9 protein-coding genes and 1 pseudogene are annotated in these 13,963 nt (G+C 59.1%); 1 reads left to right on the top strand and 9 read right to left on the bottom strand.

Annotated elements, in window-relative coordinates; translation table 11 throughout:
- The first annotated feature begins 22 nt into the window (after window positions 1–22).
- Window positions 23–238 carry a hypothetical protein gene (locus ACVWYI_RS22540; protein WP_354053173.1) on the top strand — a complete coding sequence of 72 codons (216 nt, stop codon included), beginning with the start codon at window positions 23–25 and terminating at the stop codon, window positions 236–238.
- A gap of 191 nt (window positions 239–429) precedes the next feature.
- On the opposite strand, the gene ACVWYI_RS22545 is transcribed toward ACVWYI_RS22540, so the two are convergent.
- The 9 genes and pseudogenes from ACVWYI_RS22545 to ACVWYI_RS22585 form a co-directional block, all read right to left on the bottom strand.
- A complete protein-coding gene (locus ACVWYI_RS22545; protein WP_354053174.1) occupies window positions 430–933 on the bottom strand; it encodes a DUF1269 domain-containing protein in 504 nt (167 codons plus the stop codon).
- 106 nt (window positions 934–1,039) lie between these two features.
- Window positions 1,040–1,303 carry a hypothetical protein gene (locus ACVWYI_RS22550; RefSeq protein WP_354053175.1) on the bottom strand — a complete coding sequence of 88 codons (264 nt, stop codon included), beginning with the start codon at window positions 1,301–1,303 and terminating at the stop codon, window positions 1,040–1,042.
- A gap of 851 nt (window positions 1,304–2,154) precedes the next feature.
- Window positions 2,155–3,489: an ABC transporter substrate-binding protein gene (locus tag ACVWYI_RS22555; RefSeq protein WP_456663235.1), complete on the bottom strand. Its 1,335-nt coding sequence runs from the start codon at window positions 3,487–3,489 to the stop codon at window positions 2,155–2,157.
- Between the two features lie 325 nt (window positions 3,490–3,814).
- Window positions 3,815–4,865: pseudogene (locus tag ACVWYI_RS22560) on the bottom strand (HD-GYP domain-containing protein).
- Between the two features lie 88 nt (window positions 4,866–4,953).
- Window positions 4,954–5,277 (bottom strand): PilZ domain-containing protein, encoded by a 324-nt coding sequence (locus ACVWYI_RS22565; protein ID WP_247523718.1) that lies wholly within the window; start codon window positions 5,275–5,277, stop codon window positions 4,954–4,956.
- A complete protein-coding gene (locus ACVWYI_RS22570; protein ID WP_456663236.1) occupies window positions 5,274–6,350 on the bottom strand; it encodes a DUF2336 domain-containing protein in 1,077 nt (358 codons plus the stop codon). The genes ACVWYI_RS22565 and ACVWYI_RS22570 overlap by 4 nt, the downstream gene beginning before the upstream one ends.
- 606 nt (window positions 6,351–6,956) lie before the next feature.
- Window positions 6,957–10,331 carry an adenylate/guanylate cyclase domain-containing protein gene (locus ACVWYI_RS22575; RefSeq protein WP_354053180.1) on the bottom strand — a complete coding sequence of 1,125 codons (3,375 nt, stop codon included), beginning with the start codon at window positions 10,329–10,331 and terminating at the stop codon, window positions 6,957–6,959.
- Between the two features lie 36 nt (window positions 10,332–10,367).
- Window positions 10,368–10,931, bottom strand: coding sequence for a YybH family protein (locus ACVWYI_RS22580; RefSeq protein WP_354053181.1), 564 nt, complete (start codon window positions 10,929–10,931; stop codon window positions 10,368–10,370).
- Window positions 10,932–11,299: 368 nt separating this feature from the next.
- Entirely contained in the window at window positions 11,300–12,496 is a 1,197-nt protein-coding gene (locus tag ACVWYI_RS22585) for a tetratricopeptide repeat protein (protein ID WP_456663237.1), read from the bottom strand.
- Between the last annotated feature and the right edge of the window lie 1,467 nt (window positions 12,497–13,963).

Below are 13,963 nucleotides of genomic sequence, written 5' to 3' on the forward strand. Positions count from 1 at the left end.
CCCAACACAAGGGAGCATTATCATGAAATGTTTCATCGACACTCACGACAGAAACAAAGGTGCTTCCCCAGAACAGGAACTCACTGAGGAACAGTTCTTTGAGCAATTCGCCGCGCTCGAGGAGGGCCTTGCCCTCGTCCAGATTCAGCTGCGCAGCTTGTCCGAAAACGCCAAACTGTTCGGCAGCCTCGTAAGGCACATGCGGCGATCAGTTTGCCCTCTATCACTGAAACAATGACCGGTGCCGATATACTCAACTTGCAATCCATAGAAGCGCAAAACGGGGACGGCTACGACCCGATGTCCGTTCGGGGGCAATCGCGTCGGTGCAGACCTCTCCCTGTCACTTCCGCTCCACCCCGAACATCGGACATAATGGAATCGACTCAGTTTGCGGGCGATGAGCGGAAGTGATCGCAATTCAGCCCGCTAAGTCGGTACCGCCGCTTTGACCTCCGCTAAAGCCGCTTGCAACGCGGCTTCCTTGGTGTGGTCGAGAGAAGTCTTGAGCACCGTGCCACCGTCCCCTTTGAGCCGTTCAAGAACCTTGTCCCCCGTAACTTTGCGCACCAGTACGAAGAGCGCCGCGGTTCCGGGTTGAACCGCAGCAGCGGTTTCCTTCATCCATTTGTCGTCGATGCCGATGTCAGTCAAATAGCCACTGAGCGTGCCGGACGCTGCACCAAGAGCAGCGCCAGCCAGTGGCATCAAAAAGATCAAGCCGATCAGCGAGCCCCAAAAAGCGCCAGTAACCGCGCCCGCAGCCGTGGTATTGATGAGTTGGTTTAGTTTAATGTCTCCTTTGCTGTCTTTCACCGCAATGACGGCATCGCCGAGTTCGATCAGGTACTCCTTTTGCATAGCAAGCAGTTTCTGACGAACTTCCTCTGCCTTTGCCTCGGTTGGGAATGCAATTACGACAAGCTCACTCATCCGATGTCCCTCTATCCGGCCCGAATCGGCGAAACCCTAGAATACAGCGGGGCATGAGCCCCTGGCGGCGGCAGGGACGCCATCGTCTCGACCCGCAAAACAGTCTTTACCGCCGCACCCCAACGCGATTGACGCCACCATTTAAGTTGCCGCCAGCATTATGCCGGACTGCAGCGCGCGCCACCGGACGAGGCCTAAGCACGACTCCTGCTCGGGCAATGCAGCCGGTCGGGTATTCAACGTATTGGCAGTACACGACCGCCTTGGCTGGCGCTGGATTGAGACTGAGACCTGCAAGGCCCAACAGGGCGCTGGCGGCAATCCGGGCAGCAGTCGCTGACTTGATCGAAAGACGCTTCTTCGGATGCATGGTGGACCTCCTTCTTCGCTTGCGCCACTGAAAGGTGACGAGAGCCGCCTCAGGTGCTGCTGAGCATTAGGTCAGCGGCAAGGGTCCCTGACGTTGACCCAGATCAATGGACGGTCTGCCTACCTTAGCCCCAAAGCGCACGTCCTGTAATTGATGGGTCGCACCGTGTTGCGGCGCTGCGCGGGAGGCCGACACTCCTATCGCTTGATTTTAGGTCAAATGGCGGGACCCGATATTGGAAAAGGATCTGTGAGGGCGGTACGGCATGAAGCGATTATGCGAGATTGCTGCGGAGAGCGGTACTGCGATTGCGGCGACCCTTTGGTTCATTTCCGCGAGGATGAGGCTGAGCAAGGGGAGCAAAGTCAAACGTGGGCTCGCGAGCGGTATCGACGACCCAAGGCAGGTATTGCTCTTGGTTTATCAGCAAAGTCGATGGAGCGCGTGGGCCGCGATTGCCCCCGGTTCGGCTGCGCTATTCGCGCTAGCTTATGGCTTCTTCTGAGGCCAGCAACAGGCTTCCTGGCGAATATCGGCTCCACTCTCAAGAAGTGGACATCCAGGACCGCCGTGGCGTGTCCGTTCCGTGCCAAAACCAGGCTCACGGATAGTGACAGCGCCTTGCGGCCCTACCCGTCTGCTGAGCGAGTTGCAGAACTCCTAGCTCTAGTACCGTGGCAACCGCACAGTCACTGCAATTAGCGTGTCTCACTTCAGGGGTGCAGTCCAGCACTGTCACCGTAACAACATTCAGGCGCGCTAGTTCACGTCCATCGCCACGAATGGCCCCCGCTGAGCAATCTGTATCTTTGAAAGCAGAGAAAGGGAGTGTCTGCCAGCGGCGCCTTCTATCAGCTTCGCATAAAGCCTTCGCACTCGCCTTCAGCCCAGGCGACCGCCGTTTCCATCTTTTCGCCGCGCGCATAGCGCAACGCTAGCTTGGTCATTGTCGCCCGCGTATAGATCTGCTCCGCGATTTTTGGCGGGGCCGGCCATCCCGCAACTGACAGCTTCTGATGGTCGAACGGATTCGCATAGTGATAAAGCGTCCCCTTCGGGGGTCCTGCTTCCGCCCATACGGACAGTGCTGTCAGCTTCTGGTAAGCTGGTAGATCAAAACCCGTACTGGCGACCACAAGCCTCTCGATCGAGGATGGCAACGACAAATGCGCAATCAGGCTTTTCGCTGCTTCCTTGTTCTTCGAAAACGACCAGATCGTATAGAAGGCAGGAAGATAGGGTGCGAAGCGACCCTTTGGACCCGCCGGCATGCCATGGGTCCACAATTGTTCGGCAACTCGCGGGGCGTCGCGCTTCGCAACAGCCCACGCGCTCGGCGGATTGCAGATGAGCGTCCCTTTTCCGGCGATCAGCCATTTGTTGTTGGATGCATCGTCCCATGCCCCAACGTTTGGCGGAAGGAAAGCAAGCAGCCTCTTGTAGAATTCCAGCGCCTGCCGTACCTCATCCGTCCTGACGGTGATTTGACTAGAAGCGTCAACAAGATTCGCGCCGAATGACTGGAAGATAGCTCCGGCGGAAGACACGCTGTCGTTCGTGTCACCCAGTCCAATCCCGAACGGGAAACCGGCCTTGTGGCACGCTTCCGCCGCCTTCAGAAACGTATCCATCGTCCAATCTTCGGCCCTTGGCGCTGAGCCCGCTGGATACATCGCCTGCACGTCGATTTTGGCGTGCTCCTTCATCAGGTCTATGCGCGAGCAGGGAGGCTGGAGTTGGCTACCTTGGCAGGCGGGCACGCCGATCCACTTGCCGTTAGCTTGACCGAGATATCTGACTGTTTCGTTGACTTCGCCGTTCTGTTCGAGAACCGGCCCCATCACATCGTCCACTGGCTCGAGCAACTCGGCTAAACCGTGCGGCTGCCATGTCCCTAGGCGCAGGATGTCGTGGCCGACTTTCGCTTGGGCTTCAGCTTGCCCGGTCAGGAGCAGCTTGTTGCCCTGGCTCGTGATATAGTCGATCTGAACGTCGACCTTTTCTCTCTCTGCCCATTCGCCCACGACTTCGGTCGCGGTCTTATTCGCGCCGGGCACCCAGTGATCCCAGAAACCTACAGTCAGTTTCCCGCCCGCATAAGCGCCGCGCACAGAGGGCGCGGTCATGAGCGCCACAGATGCAGCGACCGTACCTCCAACCAATTCCCGTCGCGAGAGCTTGGACATTTGATTCTCCTGCTCAGCTGACCGTTGGCCTCCTTGGTCACGATGCCCTGGAGCGAGCGCTGTTCAAGCTGGAAGCCTACGTCGCTTGACAGTTGGCGAAGAGGCAGCGTGTTCGTAAGCCAATTCAACACGTGAAATCGTTTTGGGGCAAGCAACCTCAAACGGCAGCGGCACTGCCCTTAGGTATGCTGATAAAGGGGAGTTTGAACAGCGGCAGGCAGGACGTCGGCTTCGGGCCAGAAGCCGAAGTGCATGGAAATGAGACCGCCTCCGATCACGCCTTGAGTGGAGACGTGGAATATTCCTGCATAGGTTCGAGCAGAATTCATCTGGTAAGCGCGACATCCTTGAAAGAGACGACTAGCGCCCTGTCCAGCTTTCCCCTCATGCCGCAGAGAATCTCGTACGCTGCCGCGCGCGGCATGGTCAGCTTGTAGGGCCGGTGTTCGATCAGCGCCGCAAAGATATCCGAAATGGTGAGAATGCGAACGAATGTCGGTGATGTTCTCGGCGCAGAGGCGATCAGGATAGCCGCTGCCATCGAGATATTCGTGATGGTGCCGCACAGCATCGAGGACTTCGGGTGAGATGTCCCCGTGCCCCTTCAGCACATCGTAACCCGTCGCTGGGTGGGTTTCGACCAACGCTCGCTCGTCGTCGTCGAGGCGTCCTGGCTTGTCCAGGATCGCCAAGGGCACCCTCGCTTTTCCTATGTCGTGGAACATGGCAGCGGTGGAGAGCCGTTCAAGGTCACTTTTACGAAAACCGAGACTGAGGCCGAAATCGACGGCGACGCCGGTCACGAGCAGGCAGTGCTGGAACGTTCCCTCGTGATGGCGCCGCACAGTGGCCAGCCATTCGGATAGCCCATGCTCGGAAATCCGGTTGGTGATCTTGCGGCCGGCCTCTTTGGGACCGGCGACGTCGACCCGTTCCCCGAGGGTGATCGAAGTGAACATCGACGCAATGGCGGTTGCTGCGGCCTCAACCGCATTGTCAGACTTCGAGATGCCGCTCGTCGACCCAGTTCCGTGGGCGGCCGGATCGACCAAAGCGGCCAGGAGCTTGGCTGCCTCGATCTTGCCAGGCAACACCAATGTTGCGCCCAGCGCATAAGCTTGCGAGATGCAAAAGTGGGAGGTTTGCTCGACGAGGAAGATGCGCTTCTTTGCTTTGGCGAACCGCGCAGCTCTCTTTTTCAGCGCGGCAATGTTTTCGACCGCCCGCAGGTCGGCACGGACGACGACCGCAGCAGCAGCGCGCGGAAGCTTTGCTTCTACATCGAGCCGCTCGCCGGCAACGGTGAACTGCCCTCCAAAAAGCGAGCAGAGCCCGAAGAGCTTTTCGGAAGTGTCGGCCAATACGTGCACGAGCATGACTGGTGCCTTCGTTCGTCGGGTGCCGGTCTGAATGGGCCTCGTCGGTGGTCCAAGGTCATTGGCTCACTTAGATAACACTGCTCGCTCAGGTTGGCTTGTGCGCGCCTCTGTCGCTCGCGGTCGTTTGGGCCTTCTTGCCATTTGCTTGGATAAAGTGGACGCCAGCCGTGGTTCCGTCGATCCAGACCAGCTCGCAACGTCGATAGGCCAGTCCCGTCGACGACAGCAGCATGAAGAACTCCTTGGCCGAGAGAACATCGAGCGATCCTTCGACTTCGATCTTGGCGCCGGTATTCGAGATATCGAGCAAGACGCAGCTTCGCCGCCAGGTGCCGTCGGAGCCCATCAGGTTCACGGGTTGTCTGTTGTCCATGCGCACCCGAGACGCCTTGCGACCATCGAATTTCATGGGTTTCCTGCCGATCTTGCAGTGCGACCGCGGGCGCCCGCGGAGATTTCTCCCCAACGAACGGACCATTGGCTGGTCGAGAGATGAAGCGTTTCGAACAGCACCTGAGCTCGTGCGCGTTCGCCTGGTGAAAGCCCCGCGCCACGAGTGTTGAGGACCGCCAGCGTGGCCTGCCAGTTCAAGCGCGATGCCCGGCACGCCATAACCGGGCCTTCGTAACCGGACTCTGCCATAACCTGCTCGATGGCCTCAATCGGTGCTCCCGACAGCACCGACAACGCCGTGAACAGGTTGGCTGTCTCGCGCCGGATCGCGAACCGATTGACAGTCGAGTCGCTCAGCTTTCCGCTCCGATTGAGCGATATGATCTCCGGCCTCGCGGCGGCGTACTCAGTGTCGCAAGGTCCCTTCGCTGTCGCTAATACCTGCGATGAAGCGTTTGCGTTGGAAGCCTTATTCGCCGGCCGTGGCGATGCCGACAGCAGCTCCCGAACCACCATGTCCGGGGTGTCTGGCCTCAGCGTCAGCGCTTTCGTGATCTCGTCGTCATCCACAGCCCTACGGACCAAGTTGGCATAGGCCGCGCCTGAGAATTCAGCGCCCGGATTGCCGATGACGGCCAGACAAGTCTTGCTGCTGCCGCGCTGCAATATTGCCTCAGTCACTGGGCTTTCGATCCTGCGCCGCCCAGCAATGGCGAGAAGGTGATCCTCGCTGCCGGACGTCGCGATCGCCACGAGATCAGCCGGCGATAGGGCGGGAGATTTCATAAGGATCGGGACTGCGATCGCCGGATCGCCGCACGAGGCGAGACGTCGCAGGGTCTTCATCGGAGCAGTACCCAGGTCGGCGAGCGTCGTGCTGAGCTCGGCGAGCGTCCCCGGCGCAATCCGCCGGGCTAAGCGAATTAGAACGTCGTCAAGCAGGCCGACCTGCGGCTCTTGCAATCGGTTATTACCGTCGACGAGCAGCTCGGTGGTGCGCCAGAGCATGCGCGCACAACGTTCGGATGAGCTCCTCGCGATGGTGGCATCCAACTCAGTAATGAGATCGAGCGCAGAAATTGCCCTCATTGGCTGGCCCAAATTCTTTTTAATATCGTCATGTCAAATCAAATGTATTACGCGCTGAAGTTGTTAAGATTCCTTTATATGCCAAACCGTGACATACGAGCGGCTGTTATAATTCAACTGAACGGCGCTCCGCGGCGTATTAAAGTACCTACTATCTGACGCTGCGGCCTGCGCGTGGACGACTGCCCAACCTGTAACGCATTCCTTGGGATGATAGCTGCCACAACTTGCGTGAATGCGGTCCAGCTTTGGACAGTCGCTAAAGTTCGGCATTTTGGCCTTCAGGACGAAGAAAAGCTTATGCGGGCGAGCGGTAGCGTCGTTCAGCGACATTGCATGACGTCGGCCAAAGCAGACGCGCTCATCGCCAGTCGCGAACGTCCGCTACGGGTCAACAGCAGAAGCCAGCTTGCCGCGTTGCGGAGTCCGGTCTGCCGCAGGAAGCGGTCATCCTCGTAGCGAGGAGCGCTTGCGCCAGCCGAAGGTCGCGAGTTTGCTATAGAATATCTGCGCCTGAGATACGCCGCGGATGCTCTGGCGGACCATAGCGCCCGCGCCAATTCGGTACAGTTAGATGGCGCGGAACTGCGCAAAGCCAAAGGAGTATTAGGGCGCAGCTAGTTCCGCCATGAGTGCCTTAGCGGTACGGAGGTCAGGTGTTTCGTATCCTTCCGTGAACCACCCGTAAATGGAGCCAACGATACCTCGCGCCTCGACTACCCTACCCTGGTCGCGCCAAAGCCGAGCCAGACTCATGGCCGCACGCAACTCGAATGACTTGGCGCTCTGGCCCTGTGCAACGTGGAGCGCGGTTTGCAAATACGCTTCGACCTCATCCGGTGAAGCACCACGAATGCGCTGCAATTCGCCACCGAGGCATGCAAGTTCTGCGTCCCACATGTGCTCTTCATTGCGTGCAGCGAGGTCCTTTGCTTCAGCGAGGGTAACGAGGCCCTTGTCGCCGTCACCCAGTTGCAGGTACGTCGCTGCCAGCATGCACAAGTACCGAACCTCGTACCAACTGGCTCCGAGCCGGTTCCGCTCGTTCAGACTCCGGCGCATGAGCGTCAAACCACTCTCCACGTTGCCTTCCCGTGCCATTGCCCAGCCCCGCAGGATGAGTCCGCTTAACCGCCAGTAGTTCAAGCTGTGTTGATCAGCGAGGTCGATGATAGCGTCCGCGTGCGCATGCGCAGCCGCCACATCACCCATCAGCTCCGCAGGCGCGGCCCCGCCATAGACCTCCACGTGGGCGGTAAGGTTCGTCTGGTTCAACTCAACAGCGTACTCAAACGCCGTGCGGCTCGTTCTCTGCGCTTGCTCGGGGTAGCCTAGGATCCAAAGCACAATCGCCAAGTAGGGTAACGCAGAAGCCTTCGGGTCATGGACATAGTGCACAGGCGGCGGCCGATGCGCCGTCGGCTCATAGCGACTCAGGATCGTCTCGAACTCGGAGCGGGCCTTAAGAAAGTCGCCGGCGTGCATGGCCGTGAGAGCCGCCAAACGATGCGCCGCCAATTCCAGTGCCACGTCCCCGGTGCGCTCGGCGGCGCTACGCGCCTCGGCCGCCAGGCTCTGCATGGCGCCGTAGTCGCCTCTGACAAAATGGAAAATAAACTTGCCGCTGAGCGTGGCGAACAAGGCATCCGTGTCGTCAAGTTCTTTGCAGAGCGTGTGAGCCCTGTCGAACGCAGTGCCGAGCTGCGGAGCCGTGTATCCGTGAATGGCGATCAGCGGCCCCCCGATTGCCGTCTGCAGCGCGAGTTCCTGGCGATCCCGCTCCGGCCCCTCTCGACAGGACTTGAGCGCGTCTAGCCCGCTTGTAAGATGAGTGATCGCTTCGAGATTGGCGGAACGCCCCGCGGCGTTCCGGCCGGCCCGCATCCAATAGCCGACGGCCCTGTCCGCCAGCCCAGCCTCGGTGAGATGCGAAGCAATCATCTCCAGCTCCGCCTCCGCACGGGCCGGATAAAGCTCTTCGAGAGCAGCGGCGATACGAGCATGGATCTGCTGCCGCTTGCTCCTCAAGAGGCTCTCGTGCGCGATGTCCTGTACCAGCGCATGTTTGAAGCTGTAGCCAATAGCCGGTGGAATTCCATGCCGGAATATGAGCTCCGCCTCCAGCAGTTCATTGAGAGCAAGCTGGAGGGCATCCTCATCGAGCGGAGCTACCGCTTTCAGAAGGTCGCGTCCGAACTCTCGCCCGATGCAGGCTGCGATCTGGGCGACTTCCTTCACCGGTGCCAACCGGTCCAGCCGAGCCATCAGCGAGTCCTTGAGCGTCGTCGGGATCGCCAGCGGCGGTAACGGACCTATCAGCTCATAGCAGTTGCCCCGCTCCCTAAGGAGCCCGGATTCGAGGACGGTCTTAGTCAGTTCCTCGACGAACAACGGCACGCCATCCGTCTTGGCCAAAATCTGCTCAAGCACCTCCTGCGGAAGCGATCTGCCGCCGGTTATTCGGTCGACCACGGCAGCGCCTTGCCTGCGTCCCAGCCGGCTCAAGAAGAGTGTTGTCACGTGTCCATGTCCCGTCCAGCGCGGAACGAATTCCGGTCGAAAGGTAATAATCATGAGGACCGGGAGCCGCTGCGCCTCGTCAACAGCCCGATCGAGGAGTTCGAGCATGGTGGGGTCGGCCCAGTGGACATCCTCATAAATGGCAAGCAGAGGCTGTCTTGCCGCCAGGCCTCGTACCTGCTCCAAAAGAGCCTGAAACGTTCGCTCCTTCTTCTGGTGTGGACTGAGCTTCAGTGGCGGGTATCGCTCGCCTGTCGGGATTGCCAACAGGTCCGCGAGAACGGGTGCGCTCTCATGCGCGTCGTCTGTTGCAAGAGCAAGCATCGCCTCAAGCTTATCAAGCTGCTCTTCGGGAAGGTCTTCCCGCCGAATTCCCGCTGCTCGTTCAAGGAGCCCAATGACAGGGTATAAGGTGCTGTTGGTATGGAATGGCGAGCAGAAATGGCTGAGGGGTATGTGCGGAACGCCCGCGAGCTGGTCGCGCAGGGCCCGCAGGAGGCGGGATTTACCGATGCCTGGTTCGCCGCCAAGCAGGACGATCTGTCCCTCTCGCTCTTTCGCCCGCTCCCAGCGATCCAAGAGAAGTGCGAGTTCCTGGTCGCGCCCTACCAGCGCAGTCGTCGAGAGCCCGTGCTGTGCGTCGAATCGACTCTCCGCCGGGCTCTCACCGATCACCAGCCAGACTTGCACTGGGCCAGGGAAACCTTTTAGAGGCACTGTTCCGAGGTCATGGTACATGAAGGCTTCGCCAATTAGATGGCGCGTGGACTCGGCGATCACAACGCTGCCTGGCTCGGCGAGCCCTTGTAATCGCGCGGCCAGGTTCGGGGTCTCGCCGATGACCGCACGCTCGCGGGCCTCGCCTTCTCCAATCAGTTCGCCGACGACCACCAGGCCGGTTGCGATGCCGACGCGAGCGGCAAGCGCTGCACCAGCGGGCCCGGCAAGGGCCGCGACCGCCTTAGTCACCCGCATGCCGGCGCGAACGGCACGCTCCGCCTCGTCTTCATGGGCCCGTGGCCAGCCGAAGTACGCGAGCACGCCGTCGCCCAGGAACTTGGCTATGTGGCCTTCGAACCGGGTGATCTCGCCTGCCACGGTGTTGTGGTAGGCCTGCATGAGGTCACGCATCTCCTCAGGGTCGCGCCCCGCGGCAAGCGCGGTCGAGCCGACCAGATCGACAAACATGACAGTGAGTTGCCGACGGTCAGCATCCGACGGGAGTGCTATCTTCCGCTCTGTAGCCGACGCGCGAGCCTCAACAGCGAGAACGGGAGCATCCGATGAACCGTGCCCGTAAATCGCTTTCAGCACCGTCTTACGTGGACCGAGTGGCAAGCCAAGTTCCCGCAGGTCGGCCTCGGTCAGCTCTGACAGGATCTCGGGCGTGACTTCGGCATCCCGGAAGGCCTGTGTGTAGCGCTCCAGCCCAAGGCCACGAAGCCATTCCGCGATATCCACGCGAAGTCTCCTCGCGAGGCGGCATATACGGCCAGCTCAGTTGAAGGTATGCAACCTCAGCTTCAGCGAACCATCCGCCTGACGCTCGAACACGTGGGTGGCGATGCCAGAGAAGTTCGCAGGCTTGCCATCCTTGTCCTTGCCTTTGGCGCTCCAGTTTGCCGTGCCATAGACGACCTTGTCATCGCCACCCGCGTCGATCAGCTCAAGTTTGTGATCCGTTACGCCGTTGGCGTAGAACCCGGCGAAAAACTTCTCAATCGCCGCGGGACCCGACGCCACCTCGTGGGTTGGCGGTAGCACCTTGGCATTCGGCACATATAACGCGACGACGGCCTTCGCGTCGCCCTTGTTGTACGTCGCATCAAATGCTGTGTAAGCCGCCGAGACATCGTGCTGGGGGTCACCGGCGAGGGACCTTACCGGCGCGACTGTGAGCAAACAAAGAGCGAATGCCGCTGCATGAATCGAGCGCATGAAACCTCCCCTTTTAGATTTGCTTTTGTGAAGATGCGAAGCCTTTTGTCGCGCGGCGGCGAAAAGCACCAGCAGCTCTTGAAGTGATAGCGTTTGCTGGAAACGACGCCGTTGCTGCTCCATGGCGCGCCTCTTATCGTTAGAGGAGGGCGGGAGCGCAACCGACGTTCTCATCACAGATAGAAGCCACATACCGGGCTGTGATGGAAAACGATAGCACAGTGGGGAAGTCGTTCCCAGTCATTGATATGATGCACTGCGGTATTCCAAACTTCGGCCCATCTCGCCTTCTTGCTGATGCTACGGATGACGTGCAGGTCATTTGCCACCGCTAAGGGTCAAAAGCGTCGGTCTAGCGCTCGGCTGCAAACTTCCGGTCTAACCCTCTGAGCCGACATGTAGCGGCACCGCATCAGCGGTAGCGATGGGCCAATAGGCGACATTCGAGATGTAAGAGGCCGTCGACGTCAGCAAGCAAATAGCCTTGCTTCTTATTGCTCCCGGACCCCTCCCTTCCTCAGCCCATCGAGAATGTCGTCGATCTCTCGACGAAACTGCGGGTTGATTGACATCGAGTAAACGAGATCACGGTACCAATGGATCGTAAAGTCTGATCGGAGCTTGTTCAATTCAGTCAAGCTCCGCTGTGCCTGTTCCAATTGCCCCGTGGCTCCATAAGCCGATATCAGATCTACATAGGCGTACAAGTGCGAGTTGTTCAGATTAACCGAGCGCCCGCATTCCTCGATGGCTTCTCCATATTGGCGCAGGTGCAAGTGTGCATGGCAGAGCCGGAAGCGCCATTGGAAAGCAAAAGGATCTCTGGGACTGAGACGGAGAGCCAACTGGGCCGGCGAGAAGGCGTCGCGCGCGCGCCCAGAGGCGATGAGTGCAATTGCTTTAGTAGCGTAGGCAGCTGGATTATTTGGATCAATTTCAAGCGCCGTATCGTATTCAGCCAATGCCTCCTCAGGACGTCCAAATAGAAGAATGGTTCCCTTAGTCGTATGAGCACTCGCGCTTGCCGAGCTTTTGGACAGAACTCTGTCGATGAGGTCGATCGCTTGCTTTTTGTCTTCGACAACGGATGTAGACCATCGGTTGTTCACACCAGCCGCTAGACACCGCGCTTTGCCAATCATGGCTTCGACGTTGTCCGGATCGAGGCGCAGCGCACCATCGAATAGGTCCATTGCCTGACCATTTTGGATCTTCGACTGCGGCTCATAGAGCTTTGCCCAGCCTCGCATCGTGAAGTCCGTAGCGTCTGGATTCCTCGATCGGTCCACTTGGCTGCGACGGCTTTCGGCTTGGATCAGTTCAATGTTAAGCGAGCGAGCAAGCCGCGCTGTGATGTGGTCCTGCAAGGCGGCGAGGTTCGTACGATCGCCGTCGAAACGATCGGACCAGACGTCCCGACCGCTCGCGATATCCGTAAGTGATACGTTGACCCGGACCTCATCCCCGCTGCGCCGCACCGCGCCCTGGACCGCCCAGCGGATGCCAAGCTCCTTGCCGAGCGTCCTGAACTCGATCTGCTTGTTCTTGTATGTAAAGGCCGTTCCCCGTCCGATAACGAACGCGCCGGGCATTTGCGCGAGGTCGGTCGTTAGGTCGGTCGTGATGCCGTCGGCGAAATAGTCCTGCTCCAGATCGTTGCTGACGTTTGCGAATCGGCAGAACGACAAGTGACAAGCGGGGAGCAATGTCGGGCCGGGCCATAGCCTCCCTCTGCGTCTGTTGCTTGTCCGGAAACACGTCGGTGCGGAGCGTCTTCCACACAGTCCAGTAGCCGACGAGGCCACCCGCGACTGCGCCGATAGCCGCAATTGAAGCGAGCGCCCCGCCGATCAATTGCAATCTTACCCGAAAGCGAGCCTTAAAATTGCGAGTCGATGCCGGTTGGTCCGGAGGCTCGTCATCAGATAGCGTTTTGTTCAGTGGGTCACTACCGGATGCCGGTTCATTCGGTCGGTCGCTGGAGACTTCTGAGTCCGTCACCATTCCCTCCCCGCAGGCACCAAACGCCCAGAGCTCGAAGCTAGCAGAATTCGTGGCTTTGCGATCGGTCAAGGTTGCTGACTAGGTTCACAGCTCTTACAAGTTGTTGCGGTGATGCTGAATGAACGTTCGGTCTGAGGGTCAAAGGCTGACTTCGACACCTGCTTGACCTGAGTAGGTCGGCTTATCTCCTGAAGGCAGACATCGCGGGCCTGTAAGCGAAGGTCAGCAAGCAGCCATGTGTTCGGCCTTCCTGTGCGGTACTCATGACCGCTGGCCATAATGCCCTCCGCGGATCTTGGACCGCTCATGCCGACCTTCGCTTAACTTCCTGTCTATTGTAGTCCTCAATGAGATGGTCGATCGCAAATCCAAGTTATGGAAGAAGTCGGCCTTCGGTTGATTAGGCTCGCTCCAGGAGCCGCGCACGCAAGCAGCGCAACGTTCGCATTTGTACGATGTCGAAGCCATTAGTTTGCAAGTGAGCGGAGCGGAGGTGGCGTCGACTTCTGCCTCTTTGAGAGAGCGAATCCTCTCAACGCGCTGAAGGCTCGGCTCTCTCCTCGGCCAAACGGCATCGCGTCTGCATCGCAACATCGCTGATAACCACGTTTCCGTTTTTAATCTATCTTTAGCGATCTACTCAAGGTCGTCTCAAATGGGAGACGACCCATGCCGTTGATCAAATATTTCGGGTTTGTCGGCATTACCCTTGTCCTATTGCTGATCGGATCGGGGTGGTGTTTGCCGCAGCAAGTGGCGGAACCTACCGGTGGTTCGACCGACAGGCCACCCATAAGGATCGCCTCAGTCGAACGGTTAAACTGATGGCAAGCCTCGACCCCCTGACTGCCAACGCTTCGAAGTCCCGGCTCGAGAAACGGCGATGATGCTACCACCGACTTCGTCATTGGGCGCGATCGCACCTACAGAAATGCCGAACACGACAGATGAGGCACCCGAAGGGCCCAAGTGTTCCTCGAGGGAGATACTGCACCAGTACGAGGCTGTCTTGTCCCGCCTGCGAGCGTAGCGATCCCGACGATCTGTCGGAGGGATTCGTCGTCGAACTGAAACGCAACCAATGACGACGGCTGAGGGATCATTTGACGATCCCGTCTACGTCGCCAACAAGGTGGCCGGGGGAACGATGA

This window comes from Bradyrhizobium sp. LB13.1 (assembly GCF_054056815.1).